An 18,792-nucleotide genomic window follows, 5' to 3' on the forward strand; every position below is an offset into this window, starting at 1 on the left:
CGCTGCCGCGGCGCGTGCCGGCTGCGCTCACCTTTGACCGGGCCGGGCGGCCCGCCCGGCAGCGAGGAGCTAATCCGTGACGATACGATCAAGCGAGGAGCGCGAGGAGCGCCGGGAGCAAGTGCCGCACTGGGACGTCGCCGTGATCGGCGGCGGGCCCGCGGGCTCGACGGCGGCCACGCTGCTGGCCGATGCCGGGTATCGCGTTCAATTGCTCGAAAAGGCGCGCCACCCGCGCTTTCATATCGGCGAGTCGCTGCTGCCGGCCAATTTGCGGCTGTTCGAACGGCTCGGCGTGGGCGAGGCCGTTCGCGAGATCGGCATCGTGAAGCCGGCCGCGGAATTCGTTTCGCCGCAGCACGGCGATCGGTTGGAGCGCTTTGCTTTCGCACAAGCGTGGGATAAGTCGATGCCCTACGCCTATCAGGTGCGGCGCTCGCAACTCGACGAGATTTTGTTGCGCAATGCGGCAGCGCACGGCGCCGACGTCGTGGAAGGGTGCCAAGTGCGCGACGTCGAGTTTCTCGAGGACGGCAGCGGGGCGCTCTTGAGCGCGACGCGCGACGATGGCCAGGCATACCGATGCCGCGCGCGTTTCGTCGTCGACGCATCGGGGCGCGATACGTTGCTCGCCAATCGGTTGCGCACGAAACGGCGCAACGAGAAGCACAACAGCAGCGCGCTGTATGCGCACTTTCGCGGCGCGCGGCGCCATTCGGGCGCCGACGAAGGCAACATCACGATCTACTGGTTCGAGCACGGCTGGTTCTGGTTCATACCGCTCGCCGACGGCGCGACGAGCATCGGTGCCGTCGTCTGGCCTAACTACCTGAAGCAGCGCCCGCGCGGCGCGTCGCTCGAGGCATTCTTTCTCGAAACGATCGCGCTGTGTCCGCCGCTTGCCGAGCGGCTCGCGAACGCGCAACTGGTCTCGGACGTCGAAGCCACCGGCAACTTCTCGTATTCGGGGGAGGTGACGCATGGGCGCAATTTCTTGCTGCTCGGCGATGCCTTCTCATTCATCGATCCGGTGTTCTCGACGGGCGTGATGCTCGCGATGCAAAGCGCATTCATGGGCGCGGAAGCCATCGACGCATGCCTGCGCGATCCGGCTCGGGCCGAGGCGGCGCTCGCGAAATTCGACCGCGGCATCCGTCGCGGGCCGCAAGTGTTCTCGTGGTTCATCTACCGGATGACGGCCCCGGCGATGCGCGATTTGTTCATGAATCCGCGCAACGTGTTCCGCGTGAAAGAGGCGCTCATGTCGGTGCTCGCCGGAGACGTTTTCGGCGATACGCCCATTTGGCCGTCGCTGCGCCTCTTCAAGGCCATCTACTATCTGTCGGCCGTGCTGGCGGCGCCGCGTTCGTGGCGGGCCTGGCGGGCGCGCCGCCGGATGCTGCGGCAAGCGGACGATGCGGGCATGGCGGCAGGGTGAGGGTTTCGGTGGCAGCCTCGACGACTCATCTCGTCCTCATTCCGAGCTACAACCCGGGAACGAAGGTCGACGACACGGTGCGCCAGGCGCGTGCGCAGTGGACGCCCGTTTGGGTCGTCGTCGACGGCAGCACGGATGGCAGCGCCGCTCGCCTCGCGGCGATGGAAAAGGACGATCCCGGCTTGCGCGTGATCGTCTTGCCGCATAACCGCGGCAAAGGCGCGGCGGTGCTGGCGGGTCTGGACGAGGCGGCGGCGCAGGGTTTCACGCACGCGCTGACGATGGATTCCGACGGGCAACACCCGGCCGAGCTGATCGGCGCGTTCATGGCGGCCTCGCTGTCGCGGCCCGATTGCATGGTGCTCGGGCGTCCGCGTTTCGACGAAAGTGCGCCGCGCGAGCGCGTGTTCGGCCGCAAGCTCTCGAACTTGTGCGCCAACATTGAAACGCTGTGGGCCGGCATCGGCGATTCGCTCTTCGGGTTCCGCGTCTATCCGATCGCTCCGTTGCGCGCGCTGATGGCGAATCGGCGCGGGATGCGCGGCTTCGATTTCGATCCCGAGGCGGCCGTGCGTTTGTGCTGGGAAGGCGTGAGGCCGATCAACATCGATGCACCCGTGCGCTACTTCAAGCGCGAGGAAGGCGGCGTTTCGCATTTCCGCTATGGCCGCACCAACGTGCTGCTCGTCGGAATGTATCTGCGGCTGTTGGCCGAATTCGTGCTACGGCTGCCGCGTTTCATCGCGCGGCGCCTCACGCGGCTGGCGCGCTAAGGGCGGGCGCTAGTGCGGCGCTAGGGGGCGCAAAGCGGGCCGCGGGTTCTCTCGTTGCGGCTCGCCTGCGCAGCAGTGCTATCCTCTCGCCGATTCAACCCGGCGCTTGGCGCTTACTTATCTTTCCATGACCGATCTCATCAAGCGCGCTTCCGCCGAAGCGCGCGCATTCGCACGCGGCCGAGCCGACGAGCAGCAAGGCAAGCGCGCCCGTCGCGCGCAAACGGCGGCTTCTTCCAAGGCGGCACGCGTCGCCGCAGCCGCGGATCTCGACGGCGACGCGCCCGCGCGCATCGAGATGCCGCGCAAGCCGCGTTTCGCACCCGTCACGTTTTCCGAGGAGCGCGGCGTGCGCTTCCTGCACTTCGGCACCGAGTGGGTGCAAGGCGCCATGCGCATCAGCAAGCCCGACCGCATCGAGCTCGAATATGCGCAGCAAATGATGGCGTGGCTCCTGTTTCTCGCGACGCCGAAGCGCGTCGTCCAGCTGGGCCTAGGCGCCGCGGCCTTGACCAAGTTCGCCTACCGCTTCTTGCCGCGCGCCCGCGTCGAGGCCGTCGAGCTGAACCCCGCGGTGGTCGTGGCCGCGCGCACGATGTTTGCGCTGCCGCACGACGATTCGCGCTTGACCGTGCACGAAATGGACGCTTGGGATTTCGTGAACGACCGAGCCAACCACGGTACGATCGGCGCACTGCAGATCGATCTGTACGATGCGACGGCACGCGGTCCCGTGCACGACACGATCGCGTTCTATCGCGCCGTGCGCGCCTGCTTGACGGGCGCGGGCATCGCGACGATCAACCTGTTCGGCGATCACCCGAGCTTCGTGCGCAACATGAAGCACTTGAATGCGGCGTTCGACGGCCGCGTGATCGCGCTGCCCGAGGTGCACGAAGGCAATCGCATCGCGCTCGCCTTCTCGGGCCCGGCGCTCGCGATTCCGTATGCGGCGCTCACGGGCCGTGCGCGGTTGATCGAGGACCGGCTCGGCTTGCCTGCGCGGCGTTGGGTGAAGGCGCTGCGCGAGGTGCATGCTGCGGATCGGGCGAACGCGCGGTCGCCCGCGTCTCCGACGTTCGAGATCTAACCGGTTCATGGAGCTTCGGGGAACGCGCGCTCGCCATCGCGCCACATAGCGTCGCGGGCGAGTCCATCCGCTCGTCCGCTCGTCCGCTCCCCGGGTCAGCCCCCGCTTGACCACGCGGGCAAGGGTCTTATACTCTCTCAGAGCTTAATTAAGCTGAAGATGCCGGCCAGCCGCTCGCCATGCGGGTTTCGGGCCGGTCAAGATACGGAAGATCCCCCAAAAGGGATTGCCCGCGGGGTGATAAAGAGTAAAAGAGGAGACGTCATGGCTCACAATGCCGACGCCAATCGAGCCTCGAAACATTGGCTCTGGTTGCTGGTAATACCCTGGATCGCCATGATCTGGGTGCCGTCGTACAACAAGGTCGAACCGCAAGTGGCGGGTTTCCCGTTCTTCTACTGGTACCAGCTGTTCTGGGTGCTCGTGAGCGCGGTCATTACTGCCGTCGTCTATTTCAAGACCAAATCGCGTTCGACGCCGGGCGCCTCTTCCGGAGACGCGCGATGAACGCCACGGCTACATTTGTCTTCGTCCTGTTCTTCATCGGGGTGACGATCCTCGGCTTCGTCGCCGCGAATTGGCGGCGCGGAGATCTCGCGCATTTGGAAGAGTGGGGCCTCGGCGGCCGCCGCTTCGGCACGATCGTCACCTGGTTCCTGCTCGGCGGGGATCTCTATACCGCCTACACGTTCGTGGCGGTGCCGGCTCTCGTGTTCGGCGCGGGTGCCACGGGCTTCTTCGCGCTGCCCTATACGATCCTCATCTATCCGTTCGCGTTCGTCGTGTTCCCGAAGCTGTGGGCCGTCGCCAAGCGCCACGGCTACGTGACGTCGGCCGACTTCGTGAGCGCACGCTACGGCAGCCGCACGCTGGCGCTGGCCGTCGCCGTAACCGGCATCCTCGCCACGATGCCGTACATCGCGCTGCAGCTCGTCGGCATCGAAGTGGTGATCGGCGGTCTCGGCTTCGATACCTCGGGCTTCGTCGGCGATCTGCCGCTCATCATCGCATTCGCGATTTTGGCGGCCTACACGTACACGTCGGGGCTGCGCGCACCGGCCATGATCGCCGTGGTCAAGGACTTGCTGATCTACATCACGATCATTGCCGCGATCATCGTCATTCCGGCGCAGCTGGGCGGCTTCGGCCACATCTTCAGCGTCGTGCCGCCGGCGAAGCTGCTGCTCAAGGCGCCTGACGTCGCCAGCATGAACGGGTACAGTGCCTATGCGACGTTGGCCGTCGGCTCGGCGCTTGCACTGTTCTTGTACCCGCACTCGGTCACGGCGATCCTGTCGTCGTCCTCGGGCAACACGATCCGCCGCAACATGGCGATGCTGCCCGCGTACTCGCTCGTGCTCGGTCTGCTCGCGCTGCTCGGCTACATGGCGCTGGCCTCGGGCGTGAAGGATATGCCCGAATTTGCGCCGTACTTCAAGGCGTTCGGCCCGAACTTCGCCGTGCCGGCGCTGTTCCTGCACTTCTTCCCGTCGTGGTTCGTCGGCGTGGCGTTCGCGGCGATCGCCATCGGCGCGCTCGTCCCCGCCGCGATCATGTCGATCGCCGCGGCGAACTTGTACACACGCAACATCCACAAGGAGTTCGTGAACCGCAACATGTCGCACGAGCAGGAAACGGGCGTTGCCAAGCTCGTGTCGCTGATCGTCAAGGTCGGTGCGGTGGCCTTCATTCTCGGCTTGCCGCTCACCTACGCGATTCAGTTGCAGCTGCTCGGCGGGATCTGGATCATCCAGACGCTGCCGGCCATCGTGCTCGGCCTTTACACGCGCAAGCTCGATTCCCGCGGCCTGCTGGCCGGCTGGGCGGTGGGTATCGCCGTGGGCACCTGGATGGCCGGGTCGACCGGCCTGAAGAGCTCGATCTACGCGCTGCATTTCGGCGGTTATGCGATCCCGGGCTATGCCGCGGTGTGGTCGCTGGTCGTGAACCTCGTGGTGGCGATCGTCGTCAGCTTCGCGGTGCGTGCCATCGGCATGAGCCATGCCGAAGACCGTACGCGGCCGGAGGACTACCTCGACGTAGTCGAAGGTTGAAGACGCTGCGCGCCGCTCGCACGTTGCGGACGGTGCGTAGGCTTCGAGCCAGGCTCTGATTGGATCGATGTACGCCAAAAGGGGCAGCCTCGTGCTGCCCCTTTTGGCGTTGCGTGCGGCAAGTTCGTCGCGCATATCGACGCGCTGCCGCGTTTAGCCGACAATCGAGCCCGTGATCAAACGCTTCCGCCCCTTCCGATGGCTTGCGATGTCGCTCGCAAGCGTCATCGTCTCGCCTTACTACCGATACCGGCACGCGAGCATGCTGCACGCCGTGCGGGTCGGGCTCGCGATGCTCGTTTCGATCCTCGTCACCTCGGGCATCCACGTGCCGAACGGCATCTGGGCTTCGGTGACGGTCCTCGTCGTGATCGGCGGCCTGCAGCATCACGGCAACATTCGCAAGAAGGCGGCCGACCGCGCGCTCGGGACGTTGCTCGGCGCGCTCGTGGGCCTCTTGCTGATCGCCCAGTTGCACTCGATCGGCTCGATGCCGCTCCACTACGTGCTGATGTCGATCGCGGCCGGCGTTTGCGGCTACTACGCGATCGGCCAGGCCGGCTATATCGCGCTCCTCGCCGCCATCACGGTCTGCATCGTCGCGGGGCACGGCGACAGCACCGTCGCGACCGGCTTATGGCGGACGCTGAACGTGCTGATCGGCATCGCCGTCGCGCTCGCGTTTTCGTTTGCGTTGCCGCTTTACGCCACCTACTCGTGGCGCTATCTGCTCGCCCGCAACCTGCGCGAATGCGCGCGCATACGCGCCCGTATCGCACGCGGGCAGCCGCTCGACGTCGAGACGCACGTTGCCGCCTTCGCACAGCTCAACGGCCGCCTAGTCAAGCTGCGCTCGCTGATGCCGTCGGTGGCGAAAGAGGTCGACATTCCGCTCAAGCGGCTAGAAGCGATTCAGCGCCTGCATCGTTCGACGCTGAGCGCGCTCGAAATGATGTCGACGAGCGCGGCCATGCATCCGCAGGCGGCGGGAGAGCCCGATGACGCGTACGCCGACCGGGCGGCATTGCTGACGATGGCGCGCGCGTTGCGCTTCGGCTCGGAATCGCGGGCCGGACAACGCCTCGCGGCGCCGCTGCCCGGCGGGCGCACGGCGCATTCGAACGAGCAGGGGAGCGGTGCGCGTGTGGCGCCCGACGATGCGCTGCCGGGGCCGCGCTGGGTCGCCGGGTGGTTTGCTGAGCAGGTCGATGCGTTGAGAGCCCTGCTGGCGGATACGGAGCGCCACTGGCACATCGAAGGCGACGCCTCGGCCCGGGCGCAAATGCATCGCGCTCGTTGATATCGGCCACAGCCGTGCCTCGCGGCTGGGCGGCGCGGACTCGCGGCCGCACGCCGGAACCCTCGGCTGCTCGGGGGCGATGCGCGGGCCCCTGCGTTGCACGTTAGGCGAATGAGATCGCCGTTCGCTCAGGGCTCCTTGTTCTCGACATTGACCATCCACGGCACGCCGAACTTGTCGGTGACCATGCCGAAGCCTTTTGCCCAGAACGTCGATTGCCACGGGAAGCGCACTGCGCCGCCTTCGGCTAGCGCGTTGAAGATTTTTTCGCCTTTGGCCACGCTATCGAGCGACACCGAGATGCTGAAGCCCGAATAGGTGGCCGGCGTCGTTTCGCCCGGCATGCCGTCGGTAGCCATCAGCGTGTTCTGCCCCACCTTGAACGACGCGTGCATGATGCGCTCGCCCGCTTCGCCGGCGGCCGCATGTTCGCCGGGGGCGTCCTTGTGGCGCATCTTGAACGTGACCTCGGCGCCGAGCGCTCGCTCGTAGAACGCGAGCGCTTCGTCGCAGCGGCCGTTGAAGTACAGATAAGGTTGAACCACCATCATCGTTCCCTCCTAGCAACTGTCCACAACCGGCCTTCAGGCCGGGGTTTCGGCTCACCGCCCCGGAGGGCGGGGTTTCAAACCGGAGTCAGATTTACGAGGACATCGCTTCGATCGGCCGGCCCGGCTCAGCGCAGCGCGTCGATCAGCTTTTCGAGCTTGATCGCGTCGGCTGCGAAGGCGCGGATGCCTTCTGCGAGCTTTTCGGTGGCCATGGCATCGTCGTTGAGCTGGAAGCGGAACGACGATTCGTCCACCGCGATGCGCTCGATCTTCTGCCCGGCGCTGGCCTCGGGCGACAGTTTGCGCTCGACTTTTTCGTCGCTGTCGTGCAGCTTTTGCAGCAGATCGGGGCTGATCGTCAGCAAGTCGCAGCCCGCCAGCTCGACGATTTGGCTCGTCGTGCGGAAGCTCGCGCCCATGACCTCGGTCGTGTAGCCGAAGTGCTTGTAGTAGGCGTAGATGCGGCGCACCGACTGGACGCCCGGATCGTTCGCGCCGCCCATCGTGGCCTCGTTCCAGTCGCTACCCGCTTGCTTCTTGTACCAATCGTAGATCCGGCCGACGAACGGCGAGATCAGCTTCGCGCCGGCTTCCGCGCAGGCTGCCGCTTGCACCGGCGAGAACAGCAGCGTCATGTTGCAGTTGATGCCGTCCTTTTGCAGTGCTTCCGCGGCGCGCACGCCTTCCCACGTGGAGGCGAGCTTGATCAGCACGCGCTCGCGCTCGACGCCGTCCGCTTCGTAGAGCTTGATGATCTCGTGCGCCTTGTCGATCGAACGCTTGGCGTCGAACGAGAGCCGCGCATCGACTTCGGTCGAGACGCGGCCCGGGATGATTTTGAGGATTTCGCGGCCGAACGCGATGAGCAGGTGGTCGATGATCGCCGTGGCCGGCTTGCTCGCGTGGGCCCGCACCGTTTCCTCGAGCAGCGGCTTGTATGCGTCCTTTTGCACCGCCTTCAGGATCAGCGAGGGGTTCGTCGTGGCATCGCGCGGCTTGTACTGCACGAACTGTTGGAAATCGCCGGTATCCGCGACGACGGTCGTGTACTGCTTCAGTTGGTCGAGAGCATTGGTCATGGCGGTTCGTTGACGCGAAGCGTCTCCTGTATGGGTTGGATCAGGGTCGCACCGTCAAAACGGCGCCACCCGCTACGAATCTGACTATTTTAGGCCTCTCGGGTTCAGGTGGCGAACGCCGGCCAGCGAAAGGGGCGCTGGCCGCACACCTTCTCTACGCGCGCCGCGCGTTCAGCACGAGCTGCGTGAGCACGCCCGCGACGAGGCCCCAGAATGCCGAGCCGATCGAGAGCAGCGTGAGCCCCGAGGCCGTCACCATGAACGTGACGAGCGCGGCCTCGCGCTCGCGCACGCTGCTCATCGCGTTCGTGAGGCCGCTCATGATCGAGCCGAACAGCGCGAGCGCGGCCACCGAGACGACGAGCGCTTTCGGCAGCGCGGCGAACAAGGCGGCGATCGTCGCGCCGAAGATGCCGGCCACGAGATAGAACAGGCCGCACCAGATCGCCGCCGTGTAGCGCTTGTTGCGGTCCTCGTGCGCCTCCGGGCCCGTGCAGATGGCCGCCGTGATGGCCGCCAGCGTGATGCCGTGCGAGCCGAACGGAGCCAGCAGGAGCGAGGCGATGCCCGTCGTCGAGACGAGCGGCGTCGACGGCGTCGCGTAGCCGTCGGCGCGCAGCACGGCGAGGCCGGGCATGTTCTGCGATGCCATGGCGACGACGAACAGCGGCACGCCGAGGCTGACGGCGGCCGACAGCGAGAAGTGCGGCATCGTGAACACCGGGTGCGCCAGCGCGACGTGAAACCGGCTGAAATCGATGAGCCCCAGGGCGGCCGCGGCAGCCGTGCCGGCGACGAGCGTGGACAAGATGGCGTAGCGCGGCGCGAGGCGCTTCATGAACAGATAGACGAAGAACATCGTCAGCACGAGCGTCGTTTGATACTGCGCCGCGTGAAAGATTTCGATGCCGATCTCGAACAGGATGCCGGCGAGCAGTGCCGCGGCGATGCCGGCCGGCACGCGTTTCATCAGCGCGTCGAACCATCCCGTCAACCCGACCGCGGTGATCAGCACGGCGCTGACGATGAAGGCGCCGATCGCGTCGGCATAGGGAACATGCGGCAACGCCGCGATCAAGAGTGCCGCGCCGGGCGTGGAATAGGCGACGACCACGGGCGTGCGGAAGCGCAGCGAGAGGAAGATCGTCGAGCAGGCCATGCCGATCGAGAGCGCCCAGATCCATGACGAGACTTGCGCGTCGGACAATTGCGCGGCGCGGCCGGCTTGGAACACGAGCACGAGCGAACTCGTGTAGCCCGTCATCATGGCGATGAAGCCGGCGACGATCGCGTGCAGCGACGTGTCGGCGAGCGGTTGCAGCAGTGTGCGGCGCAGCGAGGGCGAGTCGGGCAGGTTGGGGGCGTGGGGGGAAGTCATCGGTGGTGTGGCGGGTTGAGCGGCTGAACGACTAATCGACTAAACGACTAAACGACCAAAAACGACTGAACGACGAAGGGACCGGACGAGGACGCGCAGCGGCGAGGCAGTGTGTCGACGATTCCGCGCGCGGCAGCGAGCGATCGGGTTCGACGTGCGGCACGATGCGCTACTTGCTGAGCTTGCGCATCGCGGATTCCAGGCCCGCGAGCGTCAGTGGATACATCCTGTCGCCGAGCAACTGACGGATGATCGAGACGGACTGCCGATATTCCCACAATCCTTCCGGTTCCGGATTGAGCCATGCATGGTGCTCGAACCGATCGGCGAGCCGGCGCAGCCAAACGGCGCCGGCTTCGGGATTGTTGTATTCGACGGAGCCGCCCGCCTGCAGCACCTCGTAGGGGCTCATCGTCGCATCGCCGACGAAGATGAGCTTGTAATCGGGCGTGTACTTGTGCAGGACGTCCCAGGTCGGCATGCGCTCGACGTGCCGGCGCCGGTTGTTCTTCCAGAGATGGTCGTAGACGCAGTTGTGGAAGTAGTAGAACTCGAGATGCTTGAATTCGGCCTTCGCCGCGGAGAACAGCTCCTCCGTGCGCAAGATGTGATCGTCCATCGAGCCGCCGACGTCGAGCAGCATCAGCACCTTCACGGTATTGTGCCGCTCGGGCACCATCTTCAGGTCGAGCCAGCCCGCATTGGCCGCCGTGCTGCGAATGGTGTCGGGCAGATCGAGCTCTTCGGCCGCTCCTTCACGCGCGAAGCGGCGCAGCCGCCGCAGCGCGACCTTGATGTTGCGCGTGCCGATCTCGACCTGATCGTCGTAGTCGCGGTAGCCGCGGGCCTCCCAGACCTTGACGGCCGTTCGATTGCCGGCCGGCTTTCCGCCGATGCGCACGCCTTCGGGGTTATAGCCGCCATTGCCGAACGGCGACGTGCCGCCCGTCCCGATCCACTTGTTGCCGCCTTCGTGGCGCTCCTCCTGCTCGTCGAATAATTCCTTGAGCCGTTCCATGAGCTTGTCGAGGCCGCCCATCGCTTCGATCTGCGCTTTTTCCTCGGGCGTCAGGTCGCGGCGCAGGCGTTGCTCGAGCCAGTCGAGCGGAAGGTCGAAGGCCTCGTCGGTCAGTTGCTGCACGTCGCGGAAGTAGGCGCCGAACGCTTGATCGAACTTGTCGAAGTAGCGCTCGTCCTTGATGAGCGTGAGACGCGCGAGATAGTAGAACTCGTCGAGCGAAGGTGCGATCACGCTTGCCCGCAGGGCTTCGACGAGCGTCAGATATTCCTTGACCGACACCGGCAGCGAAGCGGCGCGCAGCGAATAGAAAAAGTCGATCAGCATGCCGGTGCCTCTTTGTGCGCGAACATCCGAACCGCGCTAGCGGTTGTGGCGATTCATGAAGACGAGGCGCTCGAAGAGGCTCATGTCCTGCTCGTTCTTCAGCAGCGCGCCCGCGAGCGGAGGCACGATCTGCTTCTGATCGGGCGAGCGCAGTGCTTCGGGCGGGATGTCTTCGGCGAGCAGCAGCTTGAGCCAGTCGAGCAGTTCCGAGGTCGACGGCTTCTTTTTGAGGCCCGACACCCCGCGCAAGTCGAAAAAGCTCGTCAACGCCGCGCGAAGCAGTTCCTCGCGGATGCCCGGGTAATGGACGTCGACGATGCGCTGCATCGTGACGGGATCGGGAAACTGGATGTAGTGGAAGAAGCAGCGGCGCAAGAATGCGTCGGGCAACTCCTTTTCGTTGTTCGACGTGATCACGACGAGAGGCCGGTGCTTGGCGCGCACGATCTCGCGCGTCTCGTAGACGTGGAACTCCATGCGATCGAGCTCGCGCAGCAAATCGTTCGGAAATTCGATGTCGGCCTTGTCGATTTCGTCGATGAGGAGCACGGCCGGGACGTCCGACTCGAACGCCTGCCACAACACGCCTTTGACGATGTAGTTCGCGATATCCTGCACGCGCGCGTCGCCGAGCTGCGAATCGCGCAGGCGCGAGACGGCGTCGTACTCGTACAGGCCTTGCTGCGCCTTGGTCGTCGATTTGATGTGCCACTGAAAGAGGGGCATGCCGAGCGAGGCCGCGACTTCCTCGGCGAGCATCGTCTTGCCCGTGCCCGGCTCGCCCTTGATGAGCAGCGGACGCTTGAGCGTGATGGCCGCGTTGACGGCGAGCTTGAGATCGTCGGTGGCGACGTATTGCGACGAGCCTTCGAAGCGCATGGCGGCCTGCTCTAGTGAGAAAAAGCCCAGTATAAGTCAGATGGGCTAGGCAGCTTTGCCGCTCCGCTTTATCGTGTCGGACGGCTCGCGCGGGGCGACGGCCCGGCGTGGCCGGGTGGACGCCCAGCCGAGCGGCGCGGTACAATTGCCGCGATTTTTTTGGCCGCTCGTTGCGATTTCGACAACAAGAACGGCGCAGCGCCATTGCCCGCAGGTTTTACGCGGGCGCTCGTTTCCCCTCAAGCCAGGTTAGAACCTATGAACTCTTTCGTCGGCAAACACGTCGTGACCGCAGCGCTCGTCGCGCTCGCGGGGTTTGCGGTGAGCGCGCAGGCGGCCGATGTCGTCGGCAATGCAAAGGCGGGCCAGGGCAAGGTTGCGATGTGCATCGGTTGCCACGGCATTCCGGAGTACCGCACGGCGTTCCCCGAGGTCTATCGCGTGCCCAAGCTCGGCGGGCAGAATCGGCAATACCTCGAGAACGCGCTGCACGAGTACAAGAAGGGCGATCGCCACTTCCAGACGATGCATGCGGTCGCGTCCTCGCTGTCGGACCAGGACATCGCCGATATCGCCGCGTACTACGCCTCGCAAACGGCGTCGTCGCCGAACAATCCCGACAAGTGACCGTCCTCGCGGCCGCTTTCAGCTACCTCATTTCGCGGGATAGGAGAATTCATGAACAAGCCTGATCAGGCACTGCGCTTCGTTGCCAAAGCTGCGGGAGCAGCGCTCGTGGCGGCCGTGGGCGCTATCGGCACGGCCCACGCAGCCAGCATCGAGAACGGGAAGGCGCTCGTCGAATCGCACAACTGCGCGGCCTGCCACGGGGCCACGTTCAACAAACCGGTCAGCGGCGATTATCCGAAGCTGGCCGGCCAGCATGCCGACTACATCTATTGGGCCCTGCGCGCATACCAGACGGGCACGGGCAACCCGGACTTCGGCCGCAGCAACGCGATCATGCAGGCCCAGGTGCAAAGCTTGTCGCTGAGCGACATGAAGGACATCGGCGCGTACCTCGAATCGCTTCCTGGCGATCTCGTCGACAAGAAGTAACGCCGGCGACGCTGGTTGCCGGGCGCCGAGATTGGCCCGAAAAAAAACACCCCGCTCTCGCGGGGTGTTTTTTGTTGCGTATAAGCCGCAAATCAGCTGCAAATCGGGCTATCGAGCGCCCGAAAACGTCCCTGCGACAACGTGTCGCAGTTCATCGCCGATCCCTCAATCCCTCGATGCTCGCCGTTCGATGCGGGCCAGATAGGCGTCCGTATCGGGCGGCGTGTTGTTGCGCTGCGCCTCCCAGATCGTTTCCCCGAGGCACTCCATGATGGCGTGCTGGGCCTCGTGCGTCGAACCGAGCCGAGCGGCGAGCCGCTCGTGGGCCGCGCGAATGCCGGGCGGCTGATCGATCGAAAGCTGCTCGCTGATCGCGAGATGCATCGACAGATGCAGGAACGGATTCGTACGGCCCGCTTCGGGCGCATAGTCGGCCGCCGCCGCCGACTCGTCCGACAACTCGGCGTGGTACTCCGGGTGCTCGACGATCCAATCGGCTGCAATGGCTTCGAGCGGCGTCAGAATCTCGCCCGAGCGCTGCTTGCGCCAGGTATCGATGAAAAAACGTCGGACTTCGTCGCGGCTCGGATTGAACATCGTGGGGATCGACTTTCTCGTTAAGGTAGTGAGCTCAGCTGAGGTGCTCTGCGGGTAGCGCGGTACGGCGGACGACGTGCGGCGCATCGCATCCGCCGTTCACGGGCAAGCCGCTATTTTACGCTGCGCCGCCGCGCACGCTTGCCGGCTCGCTCGGCCGCGCGCGGGTAGAATTCACGGGCTCGCGCTTCGTCCCCTGTCGGGCGTTCGGCGGCCGCCGTGTCCGGTGCGAGGGGAGCGACGAGCACAGCGTACGCAACCATAGCAACCGAGACACTACTGCCTCCCTAATCTGCGTCCCTAATGCCAGCTCCTGAGACTCAATCGCGCGCCGACACGGTGCGCGGCGCCTTGCTCGTAGCGTTGTCCGCCGCGTCGTTCGGCGCCATGCCGATCTTCGGCCGCTATGCCTACGCGGGCGGCACCGATGTGCTGGGCCTGCTGACCTTGCGCTTTCTCATCGGCGGGACACTGCTCGCGGCGCTCGCGCGGCGGCGGGGCGTGCGCTGGCCGCGGGGGCGCACGCTTGCGGGCATCGTGGCGATGGGCACGCTTGGCTACGTCGGGCAGTCGCTCAGCTACTTCATCGCCCTTTTGCATGCCGAGGCGAGCCTCGTCGCGCTGCTGCTGTATCTCTATCCGGCCTTCGTCACCGTGCTGGCCGCCCTCTGGCTCGGAGAGCGCCTCACGCGCGTCAAGGCGGCCGCGCTCGTGCTGTGCCTGGCAGGCTCGGCGTTGATGGTCGGCGGCGGTCATGGCGATTCGCTCGGCATCGGTCTTGCGCTGGCATCCGCCGTGATCTATTCGCTCTACATCGTGGCGGGAGCGCGGATCACGCGCGGCGTCGATCCGCTCGCGACGACGGCCATCGTCTGCTTGTCCGCGGGCGCCGTGTTCAGCGGCGTATCGATCGTCCGCACGCTTGCGGGGGCACCGCCGCATCTGCCGGCCACCCCGTCGGCCTGGGCTGCCCTCGTCGCGATTGCGCTCGTCTCCACCGTTACCGCCATGCTCGCGTTTTTCGCGGGACTGACGCGGCTCGGGGCGGCACGCACGTCGATGCTGTCCACGCTCGAGCCCGTCGTGACCGTTTTGCTCGCGGCGATCTTGCTCGGTGAGCGCTTGATGCCGCTTCAGTGGCTCGGTGGGGTGGCCGTCCTTGCGGCCGTGCTCTGGCTCGTTCGCGCCGGCGGCGGGCCGCGCGACGAGGCCGTTTCGCTCGAAGCGAATCTCTGAATCGATAGGCGGGCTGCTCGGCGGCAACACCGGGCTTCAAAGCTCGGGCGGCGGCGTTTTCGGACGATACTCGCACAGCGGCTCGATCGCGCAATGCCAGCATTCGGGCCGGCGGGCCTTGCAGACATAGCGGCCGTGCAAGATCAGCCAGTGGTGCGCGTCGTGCCGAAACTCGGGCGGCGTAAACTTCTCGAGCGCCGTTTCGACGGCGCGCACGTCCTTGCCCGGTGCCAGGCCCGTTCGATTCGCGACGCGGAAAATGTGCGTATCTACAGCGATCGTCGGCTGGCCGAATGCCGTGTTGAGCACGACGTTCGCCGTCTTGCGGCCCACGCCGGGGAGGCCTTCCAGCGCTTCGCGCTCGGCCGGCACTTCTCCGCCGTACTGCTCGAGCAGGATGCGGCTCGTGGCGATCACGTTCTTCGCCTTGGTTCGATAAAGCCCGATCGTCTTGACGTACTCGGTGACGCCCGCTTCGCCGAGCGCCAGCATGGCCTGCGGCGTGTTCGCCACGGGGAACATCTTGCGCGTGGCTTTGTTGACGCCGACGTCGGTGGCCTGGGCGGACAGCATCACGGCGATCAGCAGCTCGAACGGCGTCTCGTACTCGAGCTCGGTCGTCGGGTGAGGATTGAGGCTTTGCAGCGTCTCGTAGATGGCGCGTCGTTTTTGTGCGTTCATGGGCGCTCGTGCGGGCGGTGGCGGGACAAGCTAGCGATCGTCGCGGTCGGGCGGCGCGTCGCCTGGCGCGGTGGAGCCGTCGCTCGCACCGGCGTCCGGCCGGCGCGCCGGCGCAGCGCCCGGGGCCGCGAGCGCTTCCTTCTTTTGGCGTGCGCGCTCGAGCGCGGCTTGGATGATGGCGCGTTTTTTCGCGGCCTCGTCGTCGGACGGCGATCGAGCCGGCGAGCCGCCCGTGCCGGCGGCCGTTTCGGCGCGACGGGCCGCGGCGCGCGCCTGCGTGGCTTGCCGCTCGCGCTCGAGCCGCGCCGAGCGTCGATCGTGCCGCAGGCGAGCCGCCGCGGCCTGCGCGTCGCTCCATGCATCCCAGCCGGTGTGTTCGCCCGTCACGGGCACCATCTCGATGCAGTCGACGGGGCAGGGCGGTATGCACAAATCGCACCCCGTGCACAGTTCGGCGACGACGGTATGCATGAGCTTCGGCCCGCCGACGATCGCATCGACGGGGCACGCCTTCATGCAGAGCGTGCAGCCGATGCAAAGCGTTTCGTCGATGACGGCCACGGGACGCGCCCGCTCCTCGCCGTTCGCGGGGTTCAACGGGATCACGGGTTGGCCGAGCAGGCCGGCTAGGCGCGCGATGCCTTGCGCGCCGCCGGGCGGGCATTGGTTATAACCGGCCTCGCCTTGGGCGACGGCTTCGGCATAGGGCCGGCAGCCGGCAAAGCCGCACTTCGTGCATTGCGTTTGAGGCAGCAGATCCTCGATGCGGTCTGCGAGAGTCACACGATCGGTCACGTTCGGAACATCGGAAAGCACGCGGGCCGCGCGGGCGCCGGCCCGAGGATGCATGGGCCGCGGCGCGGCGGCGGTGCGCTCGGCGTGCGGGAAAAGAGCGCATTATCGCCGATTTCCCGGATTGCGATCGGTGGCCCTTGTGCCATAATCGAAGCGCTTTTTCGCACGAGACGCACGCAGTTTCCGAAAAAAATGGCGCGCTCGTTCATGTTGCCGGCATGGGTGGAGGAGGGCCGGTGGCGTGGCGGGGCAACGCGGCTCACGAAGCAAAAAGGCCACCATGAATCAATCGAAAATCAAAAGAGATCCGGAAGGGACGCGGCGCCGTATTCTGCTCGCGGCGGCCGAAGAATTCGCGAATGGTGGTTTGTTCGGCGCGCGCGTCGATCAGATTGCCCGCAGGGCAGAGACGAACGAGCGAATGCTCTATTACTACTTCGGTAGCAAAGAGCAGCTATTCACGGCAGTGCTCGAGCATGCCTTCGGCGCACTCACGGAAGCCGAAAAGACGCTCGATCTGAACGGTATCGCCCCCGTCGAAGCCATCACGCGGCTCGCCCACTTCGTTTGGGACTACTACCGCGATCATCCCGACTTGCTGCGCCTCATCAATAATGAAAATCTGCACGAAGCGCGCTATATCCAAAAATCGCCGCGCATTCGCGACATGATTTCGCCGATGGTGACGACGCTGTCTTCGATCCTCGATCGCGGGCAACGCGCGGGGCTGTTTCGCTCGAATATCGATCCGCTGCGCTTGTACGTCGCGCTCTCGGGCCTTGGCTATTACATCGTGTCGAATCGCTACACGCTCGAAGCTTCGCTGGGCCGAGACTTCAGTTCCGCGTCGGAGCGCGCGGAGATGGTACGCATGAACACCGAGTTGCTGCTCGCCTACCTGATGCGCAAATGACGAAATGGCCGGCCGCGCCTTGGCGGCGCCGCGCGGCCATTTCGCTTCGATTCGCTTCGTTTCGCTTAGGCCTCGACCGGCTCGCGCGAGCGTTTCGTTTCCTTGTTGTGCTCGAGAATGAAGTCGCGCAATTGCGGATAGATGATCGTGCGCCAGCGGCGGCCGGAGAAGATGCCGTAATGCCCGCACTTTTCGGCCGTGAAGTGGTGCTTGTTCTTCGCCGCAATGCCGGTGCACAGATCGTGCGCGGCGCGCGTTTGCCCGCAGCCCGAGATATCGTCGAGTTCGCCCTCGATCGTGAACAGCGCCGTGTTCTTGATGTCCTGCGGGCGAACGAGTTCGCCGTCGACTTCCCAGGTGCCCTCGGCGAGGCTAAATTCCTGGAACACGATGCGGATCGTGTCGAGGTAATACTCGGCGGCCATGTCGAGCACCGCGTTGTACTCGTCGTAGAAACGGCGATGCGCCTCGGCATCGTCCTCGTCGCCGCGCAGCAAGCTCTGGTAGAAATCCCAGTGCGAGGCCGCGTGACGCTCCGGATTCATCGCGACGAAGCCCGCATGCTGCAAGAAACCGGGATAGACGTGACGTCCGACCCCCGGATAGTTCGGCGGCACGGTGTGGATCACGTTGTTCTCGAACCACTGATACGAGCGCTGCATGGCCAGCGAGTTGACCGACGTCGGGCTGCGCCGCGCATCGATCGGGCCGCCCATCATCGTCATCGTGCGCGGCGTGTCCTCGCCGCGGCTCGCCATCAGCGAGATGGCCGCCAGCACCGGCACGGTAGGCTGGCAGACGGACAGCACATGCAGGTTCTTCGCGCCGATGTGGCGGATGAATTCCTGGATGTAGGCCACGTAGTCGTCGAGATGGAACGGGCCGTCCTCGAGCGGGACCATGCGCGCGTCCATCCAATCGGTGATGTAGACCTTGTGGTCTTGCAGCAGCGTGCGCACCGTATCGCGCAGCAGCGTGGAATGGTGGCCCGACAGCGGGGCGCAGACGAGCACGACCGGTTCGTCCTTCAATTGCGCGACGGCATCGGGATCGTCCGCGAAGCGTTTGAAGCGCAGCAGCCGGCAGAACGGTTTTTCGATGATCGTTTGTTCGATGATCGGAATGTTGTGACCGTCTTTGACGATTTGATGAATGTTGAACTCGGGCTTTTCGTAATCCTTGCCGAGCCGGTAGAGCAATTCATAGCCCGCCGATAGACGCGTCGCGCCGGGCACGTAGGCGAAGGGGCTCGCCGGATTGGCGAACGACTTCGAGGCGGCTTGCGCCCAGGCGGTCAGCGGATTGAAGAGCGCACGCTGGAACTCGTAAAACTGGTAAAGCATGGTATGAGGCTCCCGCGGGGTAGGGACGGGGCTATCGAAATGCGGCGCTCGGCGTCGCGGCTGAAGGGACCGAACGGTTGCTCGTGGCGGTTTTACCTTACTTACCTTACTAGTACTACTCAATTGCTCAAATCGATGATAAAGGAGAAAGGGGCGTGGTGCAATGCAGCAATTCAGGGCGCCGGCCGGGTACTTTCCCGAATACTGCTTCGCAGCAATCGTGCCGATAACGGCGCGCTCTCGCAGTAATGCACGGCATACGGGCGCGTGCGTGCGCGCCG

General features: G+C 65.2%; 19 protein-coding genes. 10 read left to right on the forward strand and 9 right to left on the reverse strand.

Annotation, left to right across the window (positions count from 1 at the left end; genetic code table 11):
- Positions 1-76: 76 nt before the first annotated feature.
- From ACTHNZ_RS00290 to ACTHNZ_RS00315, 6 genes are all read left to right on the forward strand, one after another.
- A complete protein-coding gene (locus tag ACTHNZ_RS00290) occupies positions 77-1,438 on the forward strand; it encodes an NAD(P)/FAD-dependent oxidoreductase (RefSeq protein ID WP_440540484.1) in 1,362 nt (453 codons plus the stop codon).
- A gap of 8 nt (positions 1,439-1,446) precedes the next feature.
- Positions 1,447-2,211, forward strand: a complete 765-nt coding sequence (locus ACTHNZ_RS00295) for a glycosyltransferase family 2 protein (RefSeq protein WP_440540485.1) — start codon at positions 1,447-1,449, stop codon at positions 2,209-2,211.
- Between the two features lie 127 nt (positions 2,212-2,338).
- The gene (locus tag ACTHNZ_RS00300; RefSeq protein WP_440540486.1) at positions 2,339-3,301 is read left to right on the forward strand and encodes a spermidine synthase; all 963 of its coding nucleotides are present in this window, start codon (positions 2,339-2,341) and stop codon (positions 3,299-3,301) included.
- A 264-nt stretch (positions 3,302-3,565) separates the two neighbouring features.
- The gene (locus ACTHNZ_RS00305) at positions 3,566-3,808 is read left to right on the forward strand and encodes a DUF3311 domain-containing protein (RefSeq protein WP_440540487.1); all 243 of its coding nucleotides are present in this window, start codon (positions 3,566-3,568) and stop codon (positions 3,806-3,808) included.
- Complete coding sequence (gene mctP / locus ACTHNZ_RS00310; RefSeq protein ID WP_440540488.1) at positions 3,805-5,355, forward strand: monocarboxylate uptake permease MctP; 1,551 nt, start codon at positions 3,805-3,807, stop codon at positions 5,353-5,355. The genes ACTHNZ_RS00305 and mctP overlap by 4 nt, the downstream gene beginning before the upstream one ends.
- A gap of 208 nt (positions 5,356-5,563) precedes the next feature.
- Complete coding sequence (locus ACTHNZ_RS00315) at positions 5,564-6,655, forward strand: FUSC family protein (protein WP_440540489.1); 1,092 nt, start codon at positions 5,564-5,566, stop codon at positions 6,653-6,655.
- A 128-nt stretch (positions 6,656-6,783) separates the two neighbouring features.
- Here the strand turns inward: ACTHNZ_RS00315 and ACTHNZ_RS00320 are convergent, their stop codons facing one another.
- The 5 genes from ACTHNZ_RS00320 to ACTHNZ_RS00340 all read right to left on the reverse strand — a co-directional run bounded on the left by ACTHNZ_RS00320 (position 6,784) and on the right by ACTHNZ_RS00340 (position 11,887).
- Positions 6,784-7,203: a VOC family protein gene (locus ACTHNZ_RS00320; RefSeq protein ID WP_440540544.1), complete on the reverse strand. Its 420-nt coding sequence runs from the start codon at positions 7,201-7,203 to the stop codon at positions 6,784-6,786.
- Positions 7,204-7,331: 128 nt separating this feature from the next.
- Positions 7,332-8,285, reverse strand: coding sequence for a transaldolase (tal, locus tag ACTHNZ_RS00325; RefSeq protein WP_440540490.1), 954 nt, complete (start codon positions 8,283-8,285; stop codon positions 7,332-7,334).
- A 154-nt stretch (positions 8,286-8,439) separates the two neighbouring features.
- Entirely contained in the window at positions 8,440-9,663 is a 1,224-nt protein-coding gene (locus ACTHNZ_RS00330; protein ID WP_440540491.1) for a benzoate/H(+) symporter BenE family transporter, read from the reverse strand.
- A 169-nt stretch (positions 9,664-9,832) separates the two neighbouring features.
- Entirely contained in the window at positions 9,833-11,008 is a 1,176-nt protein-coding gene (locus tag ACTHNZ_RS00335) for a vWA domain-containing protein (RefSeq protein WP_440540492.1), read from the reverse strand.
- A 36-nt stretch (positions 11,009-11,044) separates the two neighbouring features.
- Positions 11,045-11,887 carry an AAA family ATPase gene (locus tag ACTHNZ_RS00340; protein WP_440540493.1) on the reverse strand — a complete coding sequence of 281 codons (843 nt, stop codon included), beginning with the start codon at positions 11,885-11,887 and terminating at the stop codon, positions 11,045-11,047.
- A gap of 258 nt (positions 11,888-12,145) precedes the next feature.
- Here ACTHNZ_RS00340 and ACTHNZ_RS00345 point away from each other — a divergent pair, with 258 nt between their 5' ends.
- Complete coding sequence (locus ACTHNZ_RS00345) at positions 12,146-12,514, forward strand: c-type cytochrome (RefSeq protein ID WP_440540494.1); 369 nt, start codon at positions 12,146-12,148, stop codon at positions 12,512-12,514.
- A gap of 51 nt (positions 12,515-12,565) precedes the next feature.
- On the forward strand, positions 12,566-12,946 hold the full coding sequence (locus ACTHNZ_RS00350) for a c-type cytochrome (RefSeq protein WP_440540495.1): 381 nt from the start codon (positions 12,566-12,568) through the stop codon (positions 12,944-12,946).
- Between the two features lie 165 nt (positions 12,947-13,111).
- Here the strand turns inward: ACTHNZ_RS00350 and ACTHNZ_RS00355 are convergent, their stop codons facing one another.
- On the reverse strand, positions 13,112-13,543 hold the full coding sequence (locus ACTHNZ_RS00355) for a DUF1841 family protein (protein ID WP_440540496.1): 432 nt from the start codon (positions 13,541-13,543) through the stop codon (positions 13,112-13,114).
- A gap of 303 nt (positions 13,544-13,846) precedes the next feature.
- On the opposite strand from ACTHNZ_RS00355, the gene ACTHNZ_RS00360 reads away from it, so the two are divergent.
- The gene (locus ACTHNZ_RS00360; protein WP_440540497.1) at positions 13,847-14,779 is read left to right on the forward strand and encodes a DMT family transporter; all 933 of its coding nucleotides are present in this window, start codon (positions 13,847-13,849) and stop codon (positions 14,777-14,779) included.
- A gap of 36 nt (positions 14,780-14,815) precedes the next feature.
- Here ACTHNZ_RS00360 and nth read toward each other — a convergent pair whose 3' ends face one another.
- Positions 14,816-15,460, reverse strand: a complete 645-nt coding sequence (gene nth / locus ACTHNZ_RS00365) for an endonuclease III (protein WP_440540498.1) — start codon at positions 15,458-15,460, stop codon at positions 14,816-14,818.
- Between the two features lie 30 nt (positions 15,461-15,490).
- A complete protein-coding gene (rsxB, locus tag ACTHNZ_RS00370) occupies positions 15,491-16,255 on the reverse strand; it encodes an electron transport complex subunit RsxB (RefSeq protein ID WP_440540499.1) in 765 nt (254 codons plus the stop codon).
- 280 nt (positions 16,256-16,535) lie between these two features.
- Between rsxB and ACTHNZ_RS00375 the strand changes: the two genes are divergently transcribed.
- Positions 16,536-17,168 carry a TetR family transcriptional regulator gene (locus tag ACTHNZ_RS00375; RefSeq protein ID WP_440540500.1) on the forward strand — a complete coding sequence of 211 codons (633 nt, stop codon included), beginning with the start codon at positions 16,536-16,538 and terminating at the stop codon, positions 17,166-17,168.
- A gap of 65 nt (positions 17,169-17,233) precedes the next feature.
- Here the strand turns inward: ACTHNZ_RS00375 and ACTHNZ_RS00380 are convergent, their stop codons facing one another.
- Positions 17,234-18,511 carry a polyhydroxyalkanoate depolymerase gene (locus ACTHNZ_RS00380; protein ID WP_440540501.1) on the reverse strand — a complete coding sequence of 426 codons (1,278 nt, stop codon included), beginning with the start codon at positions 18,509-18,511 and terminating at the stop codon, positions 17,234-17,236.
- Positions 18,512-18,792 lie beyond the last annotated feature (281 nt).

The sequence above is a fragment of the Trinickia sp. genome (assembly GCF_051953955.1).
Classification (GTDB): Bacteria; Pseudomonadota; Gammaproteobacteria; order Burkholderiales; family Burkholderiaceae; genus Trinickia.